The following is a 20,862-nucleotide window of genomic DNA, read 5'->3' as shown; positions in this document are numbered from 1 at the left end:
TTTGCAGCACCATTATTAAACCTTTCGGTAAGCAGGCTCTGATTCGGGCCGGACTTTAACCATTTGGCTTCAAACCTTTACCGGCTAAATCAAAAGAGGCCATCCCGGTCTGGAGACAGCCTCTTTTTGTATTTGCAGTCAATATTTCCGGTACTGATTAGTACCTGTGCCGTGCCTTGTAATGAGTGTGCAGAAGCTCATGCGACTTATGTCCGCAGGGCTCCCCGAGGAACTCCTTATAAATGGCTGCTACCTCGGGATTCTCATGCGATTTCCTGATAGGCTTGCCTGAATCTTCCATATAGATCGCCTCGGTGCGTTTTTTCCTGATCTCCATGTTGGTCGGTATCGGCTGGCCACCGCCACCAATACAGCCACCGGGGCACGCCATAATCTCAATAAAATGGTAATCTGCCTCACCCGATTTAACCTTCTCCATTACCAACTTGGCATTTGTCAGTCCGTGAGCAGTTACAGTCTTGAGTTCCGCACCTTCAAGGAAGCTCCAGTCCGGCAAAGTTCCCTCTATTTTCACGGTGGCCTCCTTCACACCGTCCATACCCCTTACCGGTGTTATATTTAGATTCTCAAAAGGCACCTCGCGTCCTGTGACGATCTCATATGCAGTACGAAGGGCAGCTTCCATAACACCGCCGGTTGCTCCGAAGATAACTGCGGCTCCTGATGATTCGCCCATAATGCTGTCATAATTGTCCTCAGGCAACCCGTTGAAGTCCAGTCCTGCCTGCTTGATCATCCTGGCAAGCTCACGGGTGGTAAGCACGTAATCCACATCCTTGTAGCCGCTGCTCCTCATCTCGGGCCTGTCGGCCTCAAATTTCTTGGCAACGCACGGCATGATGGAAACAGAAACGATATTTTCAGGGTCAATTCCCCTCTTCTGTGCATAATAGGTCTTCGCCAGGGCGCCGAACATCTGTTGCGGTGACTTGCACGTTGAGAGGTTGTCGAGATATTCCGGGAATGTATGTTCTATGAACTTGATCCAGCCCGGTGAACATGATGTTGCCATAGGGAGTTTAGCGGTTGGGTCCTTGTCCACCAGCGCCTTCTTCAGCCTGGTGAGAAGTTCTGTACCCTCTTCCATTATAGTGAGGTCGGCTGTAAAGTCTGTATCAAGAACCGAGTCGAAACCTACTCTCTTAAGGGCTGAAACCATCTTGCCGGTTACAACCTTGCCAGTTTCAAGTCCCAGGTCCTCACCAAGAGCAACCCTTGTTGCAGGTGCCGTCTGCACCACAACATGTTTATTCTCGTCGTAAATGGCATCCCATACTTCATCCACATAGTTGCGCTCTATAAGCGATCCTGTCGGGCACCGGTTGATACACTGCCCGCAATTGGTACATACCACATCAAACATGGAATTTTCAAAGAAGGTCGATATCTTCATCTTGTCTCCCTTGTATGCAACACCAAGCGCACTCACATGCTGCAGCTCCTCACATGTCCGCACACAACGCTGACAACGGATGCACTTACTGTCATCCTTAATTATCGAAGGTGAAAAATCATCGATAGTGTAATTCTTGAGAGGGACAAGATCCAGGTAAAGCGACTCGCCTGAGGTTTTGTATTCGCTTGCCAGATCCTGCAATTCGCACTGCTTGTTCTTGTAACAGTTGGTGCAATCGGCGTTGTGCTCTGACAGCAACAATTCAATGATGTTCTTCCTTGCTGACCTTACCTTAAGGGTGTTGGTTTCAACCTCCATACCCTCCGATACGGGCATTGCGCAGGAAGCTACAAGGGCTTTTGCTCCGGTTACTTCCACAACGCACACCCGGCAGTTGCCGGCAACGCAAAGATCCTCATGGTAACACAGGGTAGGTATATGGACATTAATGGCCCTGGCTGCATCAAGTATGGTTTTGCCTTCTTCAACCTGAACATCTACACCGTCTATCTTTATATTTATATTATTAGCCATTTTTCTGTTTTTAATGGTTTAATTGCAAATTAATATATCATCTCTTCCCTGAAGTTATCAACTATTGAGCTGAAGGAGTTGGCGACCGACTGGCCAAGTCCGCATTTCGAGGCCAGCTTCATGGTCTCGCTCAGTTTCATAAGCTGATCCAGGTAGGCAGCTTTCTGCTCGCCTTTTTTGACAGCTTCAATGCCTTTGATAAGCTGCTGGCACCCTACCCGGCAGGGTGTGCATTGCCCGCATGATTCTTCCTCGAAAAACTCAAGGTAATTATGCAGTACATTGTACATTGACCGTGATGAGTTGAACACTTTCATCGATCCTCCGGTTGGAACTCCTTCAAATCCGATAATGGTATCATTGAATTTCTTACGCGGCACACAAAAACCGGCAGCTCCTCCAACCTGCACCGCCTTGGTATCGCCATCGCCAAATTCCTCCACAAAATGGTCAAGCGACATACCCAGCTCCAGTTCATAAATTCCGGCAATGGGAGTATCACCGGAAACAGAGAAAACCTTTGACCCCCTGGAATCGGAAGTGCCCAGCTCCTTGAACCTTGTCGGACCGTGCTTGCATATCATAAAGGCATATACAAGGGTCTCGACGTTATTTATAACTGTCGGTTTGTTCCTGAATCCTGCAATGGTCGGATAGGGAGGCTTGTTCCTGGGCTCTCCGCGCTTTCCTTCCATCGATTCAAAAAGAGCGCTCTCCTCTCCGCATATGTAGGCGCCGCTTCCCATCTGTATTATAATTTCGAAATCAAGCAGATCCTTAATTTCCTTGTGAAATACATCCAGCGCCTTGGTCAGCTGCGGCAAAAGGAACCTGTATTCCCCCCTCAGATAGATATATCCTTTCTTGGCACCTATTACTTTGGCACACACAGCCATACCCGAAAAGACCTTGCTTGGAACCTTGAACAATATCTCCCTGTCTTTGAAAGTGCCGGGTTCTCCTTCATCGGCATTGCAAATCACAAAGCGCTCGTCGGAAGGTTGTTCGGCTGTGAATTTCCATTTAAGTCCGGTTGGGAAACCAGCTCCGCCCCTGCCCTTGAGGCCCGATTCAAGTATGTCGTTTATGACCTCATCATTGCTCTTGCTGAAGGTTTTCTCTAGCACTTGCCTGCAATCGCAATCCTCATGGAAGATAAGATCAATTCTCTTTAACTTTTTATATGTCATGGCGAGATTCTCCTTTATTTTTAATGTTTTTATTTATTCTTTAGCGTAATCCATAATGATCTCGATCACCTTCTCCTCGGTCAGGTTGGTATAGGCCTGATCATTGATAAGCATTGCCGGTCCTTCATGACACCATCCCATGCAGTTTGTTTCGAGAAGCGTGAATTTATTGTTCTGGGTTGTTTCACCAAGCCTGATCTTGAGGGTTTCTTCGATTGCCTGTATAATTCTGTTCTTCCCTTTCATGTCGCAGCTTATTGTACGGCACACCCTTACAACATACTTGCCTCTGGGCTCGGTGTCAAGAAAGGAGTAGAATGTAGCAGTACCATAAACCTGCGCGGCAGACAGGTCAAGCTCCCGGGCAACTTCAGTCAGCGCCACATCAGACAGGTATCTCTCCTGCTCAACTATGCCTTGTAAAATATGGAGGAGATTCTCCCTCTTCCTGCCATATTTTTCGGCCAAACTTTTTACTAATTCCTGAACTTCTGGCATTGTTTTCTTTTATTTAATGATTATTACTGTATTGTTACAATCTTAACATTGTTATTTTTATAACACTAATATATATTCCAAATCTCGTTTTGGCAATCATAAATTTATTATTTGAATTATACCGAAACCATAATAAAAATCATGTTTTCGGTCTTTTACCGGCGAACCGGAAATTTAAAACCGGATTAAATAAAGAGTTGGAAGCAGTCAGGGTACAAGGTGCATCTCCTCAAGCAGGTATCCGGCACCTGCATATACATCTGTAATATACAGTATATAATTTACATCAACACTGATATTACGGCACACTTCGGGATCGAACATAATATCGCTCATTGTACCCTCCCATACACGGTCAAAATTTACCCCGATGAGGTGCCCGTTGCCATTGATAACCGGACTGCCGGAATTACCTCCCGTTGTATGGTTGGTGGCAATAAACGAGATCCTGATCTCACCGGGCCGGGCAAATTCACCGTACCCTGTTCCATCGTACAGTTCCTTAAGCCGTTCCGGTACAGTATAATCGGGCTCGCCAGTCTGATACTTCTCCATAACCCCCGAAAGCGTGGTGTAATAATTATAGCTGACAGCGTCCCGGGGATAATATCCACCAACCTGGCCATAAGCAACCCTGAGTGTACGGTTGGCATCCGGATAAAATGCCCTGTCCCGGTCCATTTCCCTGAGCCCCTCAATATAATACCTGTATAAAATATTGAGCTCGCTGTTTATATCCTGCCTTTCAACAATCACATGATCATTGTAGACCGCACGAATATCCCTGATAACGCAAGTCATGGGATCGTTCCTGATAATACCGGCAGCATCTTTATCAAAGTCACCAACAAGTGCAGAAAGTTCATTCTCCCTTGCAAAAACCGTATTGCTGAGAAGGTCCTCTACAAATAACCTGAAGTCGCCGCTAAATTCAGCATCGACGGTGTCGAAGAAACCGGGGTAAAAGTCCGTATCAACATTATCTCTGTACATCTCAAGCATCCTGATAAAGATCTCCTGGTCGACAGGCAGATGATAATCACGGTAAAACCCTGCAATTGATCTTTCCAGCTGAGGAATAAAGTCATGCACCACATTTTCAAAGTCTTCGTCAGACAAATCGGCAACGCGGACAAAATCACCTGCAAACCTTACCAGCTCGATAGCCAGCAAAGCTTCCCGGCCATAGTCAAAGGGCAGGGTATAACGTTCAAGAGCGGTATATAGCGAATCAAAAGCCGGCATGATATACCCATACCTCATCTCTCTTTCAGGACACCCGCCGGCCCATCTGACAAACCTTTCCTCAAGCTCTCTCTTTCGCCCCACAGCATCCATTCTTGCCAGACCCCTGTTCTCACCTGCCCACCTCTTCCAGGCATTACTCACTCCTGCAAACTTCGATGCATACTGAATCCTCACTGTATCATTGCGTTCCATCTCACGGCCCATTATATCAAGCCTTATATCCCTCAGCCGGATGTTATGCGGATTGCTCAGGCCGGTAATAAGGCCTACTGCATGAGATGTAAGATACTGGCTGGTACTTCCGGGAAACCCGTAAACCATTGTAAAATCACCTTCCTTTACCCCGCCGGTGGAAACGGGTATATGTGCCCGCGACCTGTATGGCGTATTTGAAGGTGAATATCCAGCCGGCTCGTTATCATCTCCTGCATATATCCTGAAATAGGCAAAATCGCCGGTATGCCTGGGCCACATCCAGTTATCGGTATCACCCCCGAACTTCCCGACAGATGAGGGCGGCGCCCCCGTTAACCTTACATCTTCAAAAACATCATAAACAAAAAGATAAAATTCACTGCCATAGTAAAAGGCGCTGACCTCGGCAGTAAAACGGGTCCCCTCGACAGCCTCATGCCTTATCCTTTCAGAGGCCAGTATAATCGCAGCCCGGCGTTCATCCTCGGTCATATCATCATCTGTAAGCTCAAGCACCCTGCCGGTTACATCTTCCATCCGTACCAGGAATGTAACTGTCAACCCGGGATTGGGCAATTCCTCCTCTTCCGACATAGCCCAGAATCCATCTGTCAGATAATCGTCCTCCACGGTGCTGTGAGACTGGATCGCCCTGTAAGCGCAGTGATGATTCGTCAGTACGAGTCCCCGACCCGAAACCACCACCCCGGTGCATCCTCCGATCCTGACAACTGCATCCTTCATGCTCGTTTGGTTAATACTGTATATATCTTCGGCTTCAAGCCTGAAGCCTTTGTCTCTCATCTCCTCTATATTGTATTTGTCAAGAAAAAGAGGAAGCCACATTCCCTCTCTGGCATTACCGGGAAGGAAGACTATCAGCAGAGCGAAAGCAAGGAAAACGTTACGGATCATTTTTACTTTTTTTATAATGGCTAATTGGGAATTTATCATTGTTCAGAACTTCATCAGCTCACTGTAAAGCATGTCAACCGGAAGTCCCATTACATTGAAGTAGGAGCCCCTGATCGATTTAATTGCCACTAAACCTATCCACTCCTGGATACCATAGGCTCCGGCCTTATCATAGGGGTCACAATTATCTACATACCAGTTAATCTCATCGTCAGTCAGATCACGGAACCATACCGATGTGGCCGAGGTGAATGAAACAGATTTATGGCTGTTCCTGAGGCAGACACCGGTGATCACCTGGTGCCTGCGACCGGACAGCTCTTTAAGTATTGCTATGGCATCATCCCGTCCGGCCGGTTTGTCCATTACCCTCTTCCTGCACCAGACAATGGTATCGGCAGTTATCAGCAGGACATCATCACCGGCAATCCCCTTGTATGCATCTGCCTTCTTACCAGCAAGGAACAGGGGTATCTCACTTTTATCAAGATACCGTGGCCAGGTTTCATCAGCGCCCTGATTACCTGCAACCTCAAAATCAATCCCGAGCTCCCTGAGCAGGGACTGCCTCCGTGGTGACCCCGATGCAAGGACAATCCTTGTGTTTTGGAACTTTTCCCTGAGCAAAGGTAGTGACATATCTAAAAACCTTTTAACACAATGTACCTGACAAGCAGTGAATAGAGCAGGCCCATAAGCATTATGATCTTTGACAGGTGGTTTGCGAAAGTGTAATCCTCTCTTGTTTTTGCCCTGATCACCCTGTAAAGAAGCAGCATAAGCGGCAGGAAGAGAAAAAGCAAAAACCAGATCAGGCTCAGGTAATCTATATTTCCGGAAAAACCAATCCTGAGGTAAACATAATAGAGAAAAGCAAGCGAGGCAATGACAAGTAGGATCAGTGCACCAATGATGATCCTGGTATTACCTTTACCGAGTACAATTGGAACGGACCTTCTCCCCTGTTCAGTATCACCTTCAAAATCTTCAATGTCCTTCACCAGTTCCCTTATCATGGTTGTCATGAAAGCAAAGTAGCCAAACGAAGCGACCCATGCGAAAATATGACTGAACCCGGGGTGGTAGAAGCCGGGAATCTCGGTGTACTCCCTGCTAAGCATTGGTATTTCGAAGATCACTACCATGACCGGCACCATGGCTGTAAGCGATGCTATTATTATATTGCCAACCAGAAACCGGCGGTTATAAGTTGTTGAATAGAACCACAGTAGTCCCGCAACCATAATAAAGAAAAATCCCAAAAGTGGTATCCCTATATGGAATGCGAGGTAAAAACCTGCTGCGACACCTGCAAAGTTAAGGACCCAGTGGAGAATGATGGCCGTTCTTCTTCCTATATAACGCCCAATTACTACCGTACCGGGACGATTAAGCATATCTGTACGGGTATCGAAATAATCATTTATTACATATCCGGCAGCTGTTATCATAATGGTGGCAAGAACCAGCAAAAAGAAATGAAACCCGTCAAGCTGAAGCTCAAACCCGTTGACAGCAAGCAAAGGCTCTACTATGGCAAACCTCATAAGATACTGGGTTGCCGCAACAATAAGCAGGTTCTTGTACCTGATCAACCGAAGGTATGCTTCCATATTACCAGTTACAATATCTTATTATCAACTCTCAATCCGAACTACTGTCAGAGTTTTCTGCCTTCGCTTCAATGATACTATCAGAGATAAGACGGTAGAGATGCTTTAATTCCGGTGAGAAAGATAGCAAATCCAGATGCTTTTTAATAATTATCATATCATTTCTTGCGGCGGGACCTGTCTGCACCATCGCCGGAGAACTTTCCGAGGCTTTCTTTGCGGTTTCCATTACCAGGGGATGAAGTATTTCAAAGGGGACACCAGCCCTTGCAGCAATCTTCCCGGCCAGGACATACATATGATTTGTGAAGTTGCTGGCAAAAACCGCGGCCAGATGCAACATCATCCTGCTTTCAGAATCCAGCTCGTAAACAGTGTCGCTTACAGAAGAGGCAAGATCACGTATCCGTTCAAGACTGGCCTCATCGCCGGCCTCAATGCAAAAGGGCACACCGTACTCCCGCAGATTCCTCCCGGCCGTTAAAGTCTGCAACGGATACAACACCCCATATTCGGACGAACAACCGGAAAGAATACTCATTGGTATACTGCCTGCAGTATGTAAAATCATCCCCTTTCCAAAAAGTCCTTTTTCTGAGAACTTAATTAATGCTTCATCCGGTATTGCAGCTATCTGTATGCCTTGTGCTGCCCGGATATCATCTGTATTGCAGGTGTAGCGGCTGTTAAGAAGCTTTCCCAGTTTTTCGGCATTACCTGCAGTACGGCTGTATACCATCTCTATGCAATGGCCTGCAGCATGCAGGGATGATGCCAGGAAGGCCGCAACATTCCCGGCACCTATCATTACTATTCTCTCCTTAACGTGCAAATTCAGGTGTCAAAATTATATTTCAGCGAACCAAGGTTTTTTATGTTAAATCTCCTGATATATTCTGCTTTTTCAAGATTTGCGGCCCTGGCTATATCAACAAAAGAAGATGCCGCCAGCTGGTATTTTTCATCCCTCCTTGCGTCCCTGAGCAGCAGGTACCCCATTATAATGTTGCCGGCCATCTCAACAAGACGCCTGGCATGGAAATCAAGATATTCACCATCGTTTGCCTCGATTACATGTGCCGAGTACTTTTCAAATTCCGCAGTCATCTCTTCAAGCGGCGGCTTCAGGTACTCAAGCTCAGGCTTAAGGGTTTCTTTTTCATAAATATCCCTGATGGCAGCCAGGTATGTTCCGGAGGTCACTCCCCTTATGGCCGCCACAACCTGCAGTTGCGATGTACCTTCATATATGGATGTTATCCTTGCATCCCGGTATATCCGTTCGACAGGAAAATCCTTCATAAATCCCGCTCCACCGTGAACCTGCAATGCATCATAGGCTATCATGTTCGAATATTCGCTTGAAACAAGCTTTAGCAGCGGGGTATATACATCGGATAGACGCTGGTATTTTTTCTGTTCAGCACGCTCATCAGCTTCAAGCTTTCTCTCCTCTGAAATTGCATTATAGTTTTTGTATACATCAACAAACCTGGCGGTCTCATAGAGCAATGAACGCATTGACTTGATCTTCACCTCCATCAGTCTTATCATCTCATAGACTGCAGGGAATTGTATAATGGGCCTGCCGAACTGGGTACGCTCTTCCGCATACTTGAGCGCTTCACGGTAAGCAGCTTCTGATATTCCGACCGACTGTGCCGCGACCCCAAGACGTGCGCTGTTCATTAGGGCCATGACATATTTGATCAATCCGAATTTCCTGTTGCCTACCAGTTTAGCAGGGGCATTCCTGAATACAAGCTCGCATGTGGGAGAGCCTTTGATACCAAGTTTATTCTCAATACGCCTTATTGTAACTGCTTTCTCCTTCCGGTCATATACAAAAAGAGAGAGCCCCCTTCCATCGGTGGTCCCGTCCTCAGACCTGGCAAGTACAAGTGATATATCTGCATCACCGTTGGTGATGAACCTTTTTACACCATTGAGATACCAGGTATCACTCTTCTCATCATACGTTGCCTTGAGCTGCACTGCCTGAAGGTCTGATCCGGCATCGGGCTCGGTAAGGTCCATAGCCGCCGTCGCCCCCTTGTTGAACCTGGGCAGGAACTCATCGCGCAGCTCCTCCGAACCAAATTCGTGTATTGTCTCTGCACAGTCCTGCAAGCCCCAGATATTGGCAAAACCAGCATCAGCCCTTGACACGATCTCCGCCGCCATTACATATGGAACCATGGGAAAATTGAGTCCCCCGTATTTCCTGGGCAGGGACATTCCAATCAGTCCGGCTCTCGTAAGAGCTTCATGATTTTCAGCTGTACCGCGTGCATATTTTACTTCATTGTCAACCAGCGAAGGACCTTCGGCATCGACAGATTCAGCATTTGGAGCAATGACGTTTGCGCAAATATCCCCAACGATCTCCAGAACCTTGTCATAACCATCCATGGCATCCTCGTGATCCATAAAAGCATAATCACAACTCTCCTTTTCAGCAAAATCAAGCTCCTTGAGCCTGACTATCTTTTTCATCATGGGGTGTCCCAGGTGAAATTTCAGGTCGCTGTTGTCATTATAGAAGTTTGCCATTATTTTGTATTCTTTTGATAATACTTGATCATTTTCGGGATTATATCAGTAAGATCGCCTACAATAGTATAATCGGCAATCTGGTTTATAGGGGCATCCGGATCGTTGTTTATGGAGATGATTATGGAGGACTGGTCCATGCCGGCCCGGTGCTGTATCTGTCCGGATATCCCGCAGGCAATATAAAGCCTGGGGCGCACTGTCACACCGGTCTGCCCCACCTGCCTTTCATGCCCGATAAAACCGCCGTCAACCGCTGCTCTCGAACCAGCCACCTCACCACCGAGAACGCCGGCCAGATCAAAGAGAAGCCTGAAGTTCTCCTTTGAACCAACACCATACCCTCCGGCCACAATTATCCCGGCGCTTTTTATGTTAACCTTCCGTTGCTCAATATGGCGCTCAATAATTCTAACCACAAAATCATCATCGCTAAGCCATTTACCAGCATCGATCGTCTTGACCCTGCCTTTACGATCCTGTGCGCTTATCTCTTTCTTCATGACGCCTTCACGAACAGTCGCAAGCTGGGGCCTTGTTTCCGGGTTGATGATGGTTGCAATGATATTCCCGCCAAAAGCCGGCCTGATCTGGTAAAGAAGATCCTTGTAAACCTCGCCGGTCTTGTTTTCTGTATGATCGCCTATTTCGAGCGCTGTGCAATCAGCTGTAAGTCCGCATTTCAAAGCCGATGCGATTCTGGGTGCCAGATCCCGTCCCACCGAAGTAGCGCCAAGAAGCCCGATCCGGGGCTTCTCCTCCCTGAAAAGTCCGCTCAATATGGCAGAATGGGGCAATGTCTGGTAAGGATACAGCCTCTTGTCATCAGCAATATGTACCACATCTGCCCCGTAGGGTAAGATCTGTTTCTCTACACCCTTTAAGCCTGAACCAATAACTGCAGCTTCAAGACTGCACCCGAGCCTGTCGGCAAGGGAACGGCCCTTTGAGAGCAGCTCCAGGCTAACCTCTGCAACCTGTCCCTCTTCAATTTCACAATAAACAAAAACGTTGTCCACCGTTAACTTTTTTAGGTTAAAAAAAAAACCTGCAGCAGCAACTGCCAGGCATCTTCAGCAAATACCAGTCTACCCTATTGTATGACTGTCAATAAGCTCCTTCATCAGGGCTTCAATATCATTTTCACTTCCTGACAGCACTTTGGAATCACGGCCCGTAAAAACTACGTTCTCAATCTTTCTTACCTTGGTAGGCGATCCCGACAGTCCGAGCTGATCAACATCGGCGCCAACATCACTCACCCCCCATTCGTCGATTGTCAGATAAGGCCTGTCCTTTCGCAACTGCAGGTAATCCTCGCTGGTATCCTGCAGTTCTCCCAAAGTTCTTGCATGCCGGTATTTAATAGTATACCTGGCATTCCTTGACCGGCAGGCCGGGGCCGAGCTGTGTACGGTTAAAACAAGCGGCATCGGCGCCTCCACGGTCTCAACGCCTCTCTCAAGTCTTCTCTTGATCGTAATCCGGCCCTTGCTGACCGACAATATATCCTCGGCATAGGTAACCTGGGGTAAACCCAGCTTTTCAGCAACCTGGGGGCCTACCTGAGCCGTGTCACCGTCAATAGCCTGCCGGCCTGCAATAACAAGGTCATAAGGGGCAATTTTCTTTACCGCCAGTGACAGGGCATAGGATGTCGCAAGTGTATCAGAACCGGCAAATTTTCTGTCGGTCAACAGGATACCCTTGTCGGCACCCCGGTACATTGCCTCACGGATTATCTCCGCTGCACGACCGGGCCCCATAGTCAGAATCGTAACGGTTGCACCTTCGTTTGTGTCTTTGATCCTTAATGCAAGTTCCAGCGCATTCAGGTCCTCCGGATTGAATATAGCCGGCAGGGCTGCCCTGTTGACAGTCCCGTCAGCTTTCATGGCATCTTTGCCAACATTCCTGGTATCAGGCACCTGCTTTGCCAGTACAATAATCTTAAGTCCCATCATTCAATGATCTGTTTGTTTGTCAATTATTGCTTCCATTCTGCGGGGTGGATGGTCTCACCTTACCAGAGAAGGCGCTTCCGGATGCTGCCCGGAAAACGAAGAGACAAATATAAAAAAAAATAACACCATACAAAGACAAAACCCGGCAGTAAGGCCGGGTTTTATAATCTGCTTTGAATCAATCAGGCCTGTGCCGAAGGTCCGCCAAAATTCATTGGCATTCCAGGGCTGCCTTTGCCTTCCACTTTCTTTATCGGGCCATGGACCGATTCAAACTTTGCAATATTCTCCTTGAGCGCATGCAGTAATCGCTTTGCATGCTCAGGTGTGATAATGATCCTTGATTTAACGCTGGCCTTCTGTATCCCGGGAACCACCCTTACAAAGTCAAGAACGAACTCAGAGCTGGAGTGGGTGATCACCGCAAGGTTTGAATATGTTCCCTGTGCTACCTCCTCCTTCAGCTCAATGTTTATCTGGTTTTGCTTTTTGGATTCTTCCATCTGCCAATAGTTTTATTGCTCGGTTACACCCACGTCACTGGGCTCCTTTTCCTTTTCAGACATCAGTGCATCATACTCCTCCCTGGATCCTACAACCAGTTTGCCAAACTCCTTCTGACCCGTGCCGGCCGGTATCAGGTGACCAACTATTACATTCTCCTTCAGACCCTCAAGATGATCAACTTTACCGTATATGGCAGCTTCATTGAGAACCTTGGTGGTTTCCTGGAAGGATGCCGCCGATATGAACGACTTGGTCTGCAGTGCCGCCCGGGTTATACCCTGGAGTACCTGGCTTGAAGTCGAAGGTATGGCCTCCCTGGAGGTAACAAGCTTCATATCCTTTCTCTTCAGCACAGAGTTCTCATCACGCAGCTTGCGTGCGGTAATAATCTGCCCGGCTTTTAGTGTAGCGGAATCACCCGGATCAAGAACAACCTTCTTGCCGTATATCCAGTCATTCTCATCCATGAACTCCCACTTGTCAACAATCTGTTTTTCAAGGAACTTTGTGTCGCCAGGATCATCAATGGATACTTTCCTCATCATCTGGCGCACGATTACCTCAAAGTGCTTGTCATTTATCTTAACACCCTGCATCCTGTAAACCTCCTGCACCTCGTTAACGATATACTCCTGTACCTTCGTCGGCCCCTTGATCATTAGTATATCTTCCGGTGTAATGGCGCCGTCGGAGAGGGATGTTCCTGCCTTGACATAATCGCTCTCCTGGACAAGTATCTGTTTTGCAAGAGGTATAAGGTATTTCTTTAGCTCGCCGGTTTTCGACCTGATACTAATCTCCCGGTTTCCGCGCTTGATCTTACCGAACTGCACCTCACCGTCTATTTCACTGACCACAGCTGGGTTTGAGGGATTCCTTGCCTCAAACAGCTCGGTTACACGCGGCAGACCACCGGTAATGTCACCCGACTTACCAACAGCCCTGGGTATTTTCACAATTATCTCGCCGGCCTTGACAACCGAATCGGCCGAAACAGAAACGTGTGAACCAACAGGCAGGTTATAGGATTTAAGTGCCTCGCCGTCATCTGAAAGAATTCTGATCATCGGGTTCTTTGACTTATCCCTGGTCTCTATTATCACCTTCTCACGGAAACCTGTCTGTTCATCAGCCTCTTCCTTGTAAGTAACTCCCTCAATAAGAGCGTCAAACTCAACACGGCCGGTTGATTCGGTAATGATCACAGCATTGTAGGGATCCCACTCACATATCAGGTCACCCTTGCTGACCACGGCACCGTTCTTCACGTAGAGTCTGGAGCCGTACGGTATGTTCTGGGAAGTAAGTGCAATGTTGGTATTCTTGTCAATTATACGCAATTCTGCAAGACGGCTGATCACAATCTCGATCTTGTTGCCAAGTTCATCCTCACGTTCTACCGTACGAAGTTCATCCATTTCAACAATTCCTTCATACCGCGCCAGTATGCTTGATTCGGCAGCAATGTTCGAAGCTGTACCGCCAACGTGGAATGTGCGGAGCGTTAGCTGTGTACCGGGCTCACCAATCGACTGTGCCGCAATAACACCCACCGCTTCTCCAATCTGCACCATTTTTCCGGTTGCAAGGCTCCGGCCGTAACATTTAGCACATACACCCTTCTTGCTCTCGCATGTAAGTACCGACCTGATCTCAACCTGTTCTATCGGCGATTCTTCTATGACGGCTGTAATCTCTTCGGTCAGTTCCTCCCCTGCAGCTACTACCAGCTCACCGGTTGACGGGTGGTACACATCATGAACGGTTGTCCGGCCCAGTATCCTTTCAGTAAGCGATTCTACAACCTCTTCGTTGTTCCTGATGGCTGTCGCCTGAAGTCCCCGCAAAGTCCCGCAGTCAGGCTCCGAAACGATCACATCCTGTGAAACATCAACCAGTCTCCTGGTAAGGTAACCTGCATCAGCAGTCTTGAGGGCAGTGTCGGCCAGACCTTTCCTGGCACCGTGGGTTGAAATAAAGTATTCGAGAACTGACAACCCCTCCTTGAAATTGGACAATATGGGGTTCTCAATGATTTCCGAACCTGCGGAGCCGGATTTCTGTGGCTTGGCCATAAGTCCCCTCATACCGGAAAGCTGCCTGATCTGCTCTTTGGATCCCCGGGCACCCGAGTCCAGCATCATGTAAACCGGGTTGAACCCCTGCTGGTCGGCTGTAAGCTGCCTCATCAGTGTCTGGGTCAGCTTGGCGTTTATGTGTGTCCAGATGTCAATGATCTGGTTGTAGCGCTCATTATTGGTAATGAACCCCATATTGTAATTATTGAACACCTCTTCAACCTGGGCATAACCTTCGTCAATAAGTTCGGTCTTCTGATCAGGAATGATTACATCGTCGAGGTTGAATGACAGGCCTCCCCTGAAGGCCATTTCGAACCCCATATTCTTGATGCTGTCAAGGAACCTGGCAGTCTTGGCAGTCCCGGTCTTTTTCAGGACCAGTCCGATAATTTCGCGAAGTGACTTCTTGGTAAGCAGTTCATTTATAAATCCTGCCTCATCGGGAACGTACTGGTTGAAAATTACACGGCCTACGGTTGTTTCAACCATACTGGATTCACCTGTAGTATAATCCCTGATCTTAACCTTGATAATAGCATGAAGGTCCGCCACTTTTTCGTTATAGGCAATGATCACCTCTTCAGGTGAATAAAAAACCATGTCTTCACCTTTCACCGGATGGTCAGGCTCACTTTTACGGGCTTTTGTCAGATAATAGAGTCCGAGTACCATGTCCTGTGATGGCACACTGATGGGAGCGCCGTTTGCAGGGTTCAGAATATTATGCGATGCAAGCATCAGTATCTGGGCCTCAAGGATGGCAGCATTGCCGAGCGGCAGGTGTACAGCCATCTGGTCGCCGTCAAAATCGGCGTTAAACGCCGTACATACCAGCGGGTGAAGCTGTATAGCCTTCCCCTCTATCATTTTTGGCTGGAAGGACTGTATTCCCAGACGATGCAGAGTCGGTGCACGGTTCAGAAGGACCGGGTGCCCCTTTATCACATTCTCCAGTATATCCCATACAACAGGGTCTTTACGGTCGACGATCTTTTTGGCTGACTTGACGGTCTTTACAATGCCCCTCTCTATCAACTTCCTTATAATAAAGGGCTTATACAACTCAGCGGCCATATCCTTCGGAAGTCCGCATTCATGCAGCTCCAGCTCCGGGCCCACAACTATAACCGACCGGGCTGAATAGTCGACCCTTTTACCCAGCAGGTTCTGGCGGAACCGTCCCTGCTTACCCTTAAGGCTGTCGCTGAGGGACTTGAGAGGCCTGTTGGCATCGGTCTTAACCGCATTGGCCTTCCTTGAGTTATCAAACAGGGAGTCGACAGACTCCTGCAGCATCCTCTTCTCATTGCGGAGTATGACCTCGGGAGCCTTTATCTCTATCAGGCGCTTGAGCCTGTTATTCCTTATTATAACCCTCCGGTAAAGATCATTCAGGTCTGATGTGGCAAAGCGCCCCCCGTCAAGTGGCACAAGAGGCCGCAGCTCGGGAGGAATTACAGGTACTACCTTCACTACCATCCATTCAGACTTGTTAATACCCTTGGACGCACGGAAAGCCTCAACCACCTGCAGCCTCTTCAGGGCCTCATTTTTCCTCTGCTGGGAAGTTTCCGTGTTTGCCTTGTGACGCAGTGAATAGGAGAGCTCATCAAGGTCTATCCGTGACAGTAGCAAATTAAGCGCCTCCGCACCCATGCCGGCGATGAACTTATTGGGATCGTCATCTTCAAGATTCTGGTTATCCTTGGGCAGAGACTCAAAGATGTCAAGGTACTCTTCCTCAGTAAGGAAGTCAAGGTATTCAACACCGTCAGCCTGCTTTACACCGGGGTTGATAACGACGTAACGTTCGTAGTAGATAATCGATTCAAGTTTCTTCGTGGGAAGTCCGAGAAGATACCCTATCTTGTTGGGCAGCGACTTGAAATACCATATGTGGGCCACGGGAACGACAAGGTTTATGTGCCCCATTCTTTCACGCCTCACCTTCTTTTCGGTAACCTCGACACCACAACGGTCGCACACAATGCCTTTGTACCTGATGCGCTTGTATTTACCGCAGTGGCACTCGTAATCCTTCACGGGCCCGAAGATCCGTTCGCAGAAAAGACCGTCCCTCTCGGGCTTATAGGTCCTGTAATTAATGGTCTCTGGTTTGAGTACCTCTCCGCTTGAGCGCTCAAGTATCTCCTCGGGTGATGCGAGACCAATAGAGATCTTTGTAAAACTGCTTTTTACCTTGGTATCTCTTCTGAATGACATATCTGATTCAATTAATTTATTAACCAAACAGACCGGGCAGGCTTGTGGGGCCAGCCGGCCAACACATTTTAATATCAGACCAGGTTGATACTCAAACCCAGTCCCCGCAACTCGTGCAGAAGAACGTTGAGAGATTCGGGAATTCCCGCCTGTGGCAGGGGATCGCCCTTTACTATGCTCTCATATGCCTTGGCACGACCGATCACGTCATCAGACTTGATCGTAAGAATCTCCTGCAGGATATGTGAAGCGCCGAACGCTTCAAGCGCCCATACCTCCATTTCCCCGAAACGCTGTCCGCCGAACTGTGCCTTACCGCCCAGGGGCTGCTGCGTTATTAGTGAATAGGGCCCTATAGACCGTGCATGCATCTTGTCATCCACCATATGGCCCAGCTTCATCATATATATCACGCCAACAGTGGCGGGCTGGTCAAAACGTTCGCCTGTTCCGCCGTCATAAAGGTATGTCTTGCCGAATTCCGGCAGTCCGGCCTTTTTAGTATAACCGGTTATCTGATCTATATTTGCGCCGTCAAAAATTGGTGTGGCAAATGTCATACCCAGCTCTTCCCCGGCCCAGCCAAGGACCGTTTCATAGATCTGCCCCAGGTTCATCCTTGAAGGCACACCAAGGGGGTTGAGAACAATATCAACCGGGGTTCCGTCTTCAAGGAAAGGCATGTCCTCTTCACGAACTATCCTGGATACGATACCCTTGTTGCCGTGACGGCCGGCCATCTTGTCGCCGACCTTGATCTTTCTCTTCTTGGCTATATAAACCTTTGCCATCTGCACTATACCTGCCGGCAGCTCATCACCTATGGTGAGATTGTACTTTTTCCTCTTGTATACAGCATCATGCTGCTTGCACTTCAGTATATAGTTCTGTATAAGGAGCTTTACGGTTTCGTTCCTCTCCTTGTCGGTTGTCCATTTGTTGGGGTTTACATTAAGGTAATCTATCTCCTGGAGCTGTTTCTGGGTGAACTTGACTCCTTTCGGTACAACCTCAACGTTGAGATAGCTTTTCACTCCCTGGGAAGTGCGGCCGTTGACCAGAATGAACAGCTTGTCTACCAGCTTACCGGTAAGATCCTCTATCCTGTTGTTGAACTCCTCATCAAGCTTAGCTATGGTTGCCTTCTCTGACAGCTTTACCTTTTTATCTTTTACTGACCTGGAGAACAACTTTTTGTCTATTACCACACCATGCAGCGATGGCGACGCCTTTAGCGATGCATCCTTAACATCACCTGCCTTGTCGCCGAATATGGCACGTAACAGCTTCTCCTCTGGAGAAGGATCTGATTCTCCTTTGGGCGTGATCTTGCCGATCAGTATATCGCCGGGGTTGACCTCCGCCCCGATGCGGATGATACCGTTCTCATCAAGATCTTTCGTGGCCTCCTCGCTTACATTGGGTATGTCGGATGTCAGCTCCTCCATGCCACGCTTGGTATCCCTGACCTCAAGAAGGTACTCATCGACATGAATGGATGTAAAGAAATCCTCCCTGACCAGCTTCTCGCTTATAACGATGGCATCTTCAAAATTGTATCCTTTCCAGGGCATGAATGCCACCTTCAGGTTCCGGCCCAGGGCGAGTTCTCCCTGGCTTGTACCATAGCCCTCGGTAAGTATCTGTCCTTTATGAACCTTGTCGCCCTTGGCCACCATAGGCTTAAGGGTAAGCACCGTATTCTGGTTGGTCTTTTTGAATTTAGGCAGCCTGTACCTCTTAACCTCGGGGTCAAAGCTCACAAACTGCTCCTTGTCCGACCGGGTATATCGAATTAGTATCTCTTCGGCATCAACATATTCAACAACTCCTTCGCCTTCGGCAACGATCAGGACCCTCGAATCTGCTGCCACCTTCGACTCTAGTCCGGTACCCACGACCGGAACCTCAGGTTTGAGCAGGGGCACGGCCTGTCTCATCATGTTTGAGCCCATCAGCGCCCTGTTGGCGTCGTCGTGCTCAAGGAAAGGTATCAAAGATGCGGCGATCGAAGCAATCTGGTTTGGCGCCACGTCCATCAGTTCCACCTGCTCCTGCTCTGCCAGCGGGAAATCGCCGTTAAATCTTGCCTTAACCCTGGAATTAATAAACGAACCGTCATCGTTCAGCAAGGCATTCGCCTGTGCAATGGTCTTAGCCTCTTCCTCTTCAGCGCTCAGGTAGATAATTTTACTGGGATCCAGGCTCACCTTACCGTTCTCAACTGGCCTGTAGGGAGTCTCTATAAACCCAAGATCGTTGATCTTGGCATAGACGCACAACGAAGAGATAAGTCCGATATTCGGACCCTCTGGCGTCTCAATCGGGCACAGACGGCCGTAATGCGTATAGTGAACGTCACGAACTTCAAAACCGGCCCTTTCGCGCGACAAACCTCCGGGGCCCAAAGCTGACATACGCCGTTTGTGAGTCATCTCGGCCAGCGGGTTGGTCTGGTCCATGAACTGAGAAAGCTGGTTCGTCCCAAAAAATGAGTTTATTACCGATGAAAGGGTCTTCGAGTTTATCAGGTCAATCGGAGTAAACACCTCGTTGTCACGAACATTCATTCTTTCCCTGATCGTACGTGCCATACGTGCCAGTCCCACTCCGAACTGATTAGCCATCTGCTCTCCCACCGTCCTCACGCGCCTGTTACTGAGATGATCAATATCATCAACATCTGTCTTTGAATTTATCAGTTCGATCAGATACTTTATGATGCTGATAATATCTTCCCTGGTAAGCACCTTGGTGTCAATATCTGTATCAAGTCCGAGCTTCCTGTTTATCCTGTAGCGACCCACATCACCCAGGTCATAACGTTTGTCGGAAAAGAAGAGCTTTTCGATAACATCGCGTGCCGTAGTCTCATCGGGTGGTTCTGAATTCCTCAGCTGCCTGTAAATATGCAGCACAGCCTCCTTTTCAGAGTTACAGGGATCCTTTTGAAGGGTATTGTATATTATTGCAAAGTCCGCCAGATTCTGGTTCTCCTTGTGGAGAAGTATATTTTGTGCCCCGGAATCGATTATCTCTTCAATATGGTCATTCTCGAGAACCGTTTCACGGTCAATAATCACCTCGTTCCTTTCTATGGATACGACCTCGCCGGTGTCTTCATCAACAAAATCCTCAACCCATGTCTTAAGCACCCTGGCGGCAAGTTTCCTGCCAACATTCTTTTTGAGAGCTGTTTTTGATACCTTGATGTCATCGGCAAGGTCAAATATCTCAAGAATATCCTTGTCGCTTTCGAAGCCTATTGCACGCAACAGGGTTGTGACGGGAAGCTTTTTCTTCCTGTCTATATAGGCATACATCACATTGTTGATGTCGGTCGCAAACTCAATCCACGATCCCTTGAAGGGAATTATCCTTGCAGAATAAAGCTTGGTCCCGTTGGCATGTATACTTTGCCCGAAGAAAACACCGGGTGAACGGTGCAGCTGCGATACTATAACCCTTTCAGCACCATTAATAACAAAAGTACCCCGGTCAGTCATGTAGGGAACAGTCCCCAGATAGACATCAGATATCACCGTATCGAAGTCCTCGTGTTCCGGGTCGGTACAATAGAGTTTCAACTTTGCTTTCAGAGGCACATTATATGAAAGGCCCCGCTCAATACACTCTTCAATGGAGTACCTGGGCGGATCAATATAATAATCGATAAACTCAAGTACAAAATTGTTCCTGGTGTCTGTTATAGGAAAATTCTCGTTAAAAACCCTGAACAGACCTTCATTTTTCCGGTTTTCGGGTGGTGTTCCCATTTGAAAGAAATCGGAAAATGATTTGATCTGTATTTCAAGAAAATCAGGATATTCAAGTTGGATCTTTGATGACGAAAAGTTTATCCTTTTACTTCCGTTATTTGCTGCACACATCTTATAAAATTATTAAAGTTGAAGCCTGACAGTT

The 20,862-nt window shown here is 47.9% G+C and carries 13 protein-coding genes; all 13 read right to left on the bottom strand.

From position 1 onward, the window contains the following. Positions 1-157 precede the first annotated feature (157 nt). Complete coding sequence (locus EA408_09660) at positions 158-1,951, bottom strand: ferredoxin (protein ID TVR71254.1); 1,794 nt, start codon at positions 1,949-1,951, stop codon at positions 158-160. A gap of 29 nt (positions 1,952-1,980) precedes the next feature. After that, positions 1,981-3,141, bottom strand: coding sequence for an NADH-quinone oxidoreductase subunit E (locus EA408_09655; protein ID TVR71253.1), 1,161 nt, complete (start codon positions 3,139-3,141; stop codon positions 1,981-1,983). Between the two features lie 33 nt (positions 3,142-3,174). Then, entirely contained in the window at positions 3,175-3,639 is a 465-nt protein-coding gene (gene nuoE, locus EA408_09650) for an NADH-quinone oxidoreductase subunit NuoE (GenBank protein TVR71252.1), read from the bottom strand. Between the two features lie 207 nt (positions 3,640-3,846). Then, a complete protein-coding gene (locus EA408_09645) occupies positions 3,847-5,997 on the bottom strand; it encodes a S46 family peptidase (protein ID TVR71287.1) in 2,151 nt (716 codons plus the stop codon). A 42-nt stretch (positions 5,998-6,039) separates the two neighbouring features. Beyond that, positions 6,040-6,636 (bottom strand): septum formation protein Maf, encoded by a 597-nt coding sequence (gene maf, locus EA408_09640; protein TVR71251.1) that lies wholly within the window; start codon positions 6,634-6,636, stop codon positions 6,040-6,042. 2 nt (positions 6,637-6,638) lie between these two features. Beyond that, the gene (locus EA408_09635; protein ID TVR71250.1) at positions 6,639-7,610 is read right to left on the bottom strand and encodes a prenyltransferase; all 972 of its coding nucleotides are present in this window, start codon (positions 7,608-7,610) and stop codon (positions 6,639-6,641) included. Between the two features lie 31 nt (positions 7,611-7,641). After that, a complete protein-coding gene (locus tag EA408_09630; protein TVR71249.1) occupies positions 7,642-8,418 on the bottom strand; it encodes a DUF2520 domain-containing protein in 777 nt (258 codons plus the stop codon). A 26-nt stretch (positions 8,419-8,444) separates the two neighbouring features. Next, positions 8,445-10,163 carry an acyl-CoA dehydrogenase gene (locus EA408_09625; protein ID TVR71248.1) on the bottom strand — a complete coding sequence of 573 codons (1,719 nt, stop codon included), beginning with the start codon at positions 10,161-10,163 and terminating at the stop codon, positions 8,445-8,447. Beyond that, positions 10,163-11,182, bottom strand: coding sequence for an electron transfer flavoprotein subunit alpha/FixB family protein (locus EA408_09620; protein TVR71247.1), 1,020 nt, complete (start codon positions 11,180-11,182; stop codon positions 10,163-10,165). Before EA408_09620 ends, EA408_09625 begins: the two co-directional genes overlap by 1 nt. Before the next feature lie 69 nt (positions 11,183-11,251). Beyond that, complete coding sequence (locus EA408_09615; GenBank protein ID TVR71286.1) at positions 11,252-12,124, bottom strand: electron transfer flavoprotein beta subunit/FixA family protein; 873 nt, start codon at positions 12,122-12,124, stop codon at positions 11,252-11,254. A 185-nt stretch (positions 12,125-12,309) separates the two neighbouring features. After that, positions 12,310-12,630, bottom strand: a complete 321-nt coding sequence (locus tag EA408_09610; protein TVR71246.1) for a DUF3467 domain-containing protein — start codon at positions 12,628-12,630, stop codon at positions 12,310-12,312. Between the two features lie 12 nt (positions 12,631-12,642). Then, positions 12,643-16,938, bottom strand: a complete 4,296-nt coding sequence (gene rpoC, locus EA408_09605; protein ID TVR71245.1) for a DNA-directed RNA polymerase subunit beta' — start codon at positions 16,936-16,938, stop codon at positions 12,643-12,645. Positions 16,939-17,012: 74 nt separating this feature from the next. Then, the gene (gene rpoB, locus EA408_09600) at positions 17,013-20,828 is read right to left on the bottom strand and encodes a DNA-directed RNA polymerase subunit beta (GenBank protein ID TVR71244.1); all 3,816 of its coding nucleotides are present in this window, start codon (positions 20,826-20,828) and stop codon (positions 17,013-17,015) included. Positions 20,829-20,862 lie beyond the last annotated feature (34 nt).

The organism is Marinilabiliales bacterium (genome assembly GCA_007695015.1).
Lineage (GTDB): Bacteria > Bacteroidota > Bacteroidia > Bacteroidales > PUMT01 > PXAP01.
Note: the sequence above shows the minus strand (reverse complement) of the source record. Positions and strands in the feature narration are given on the sequence as shown.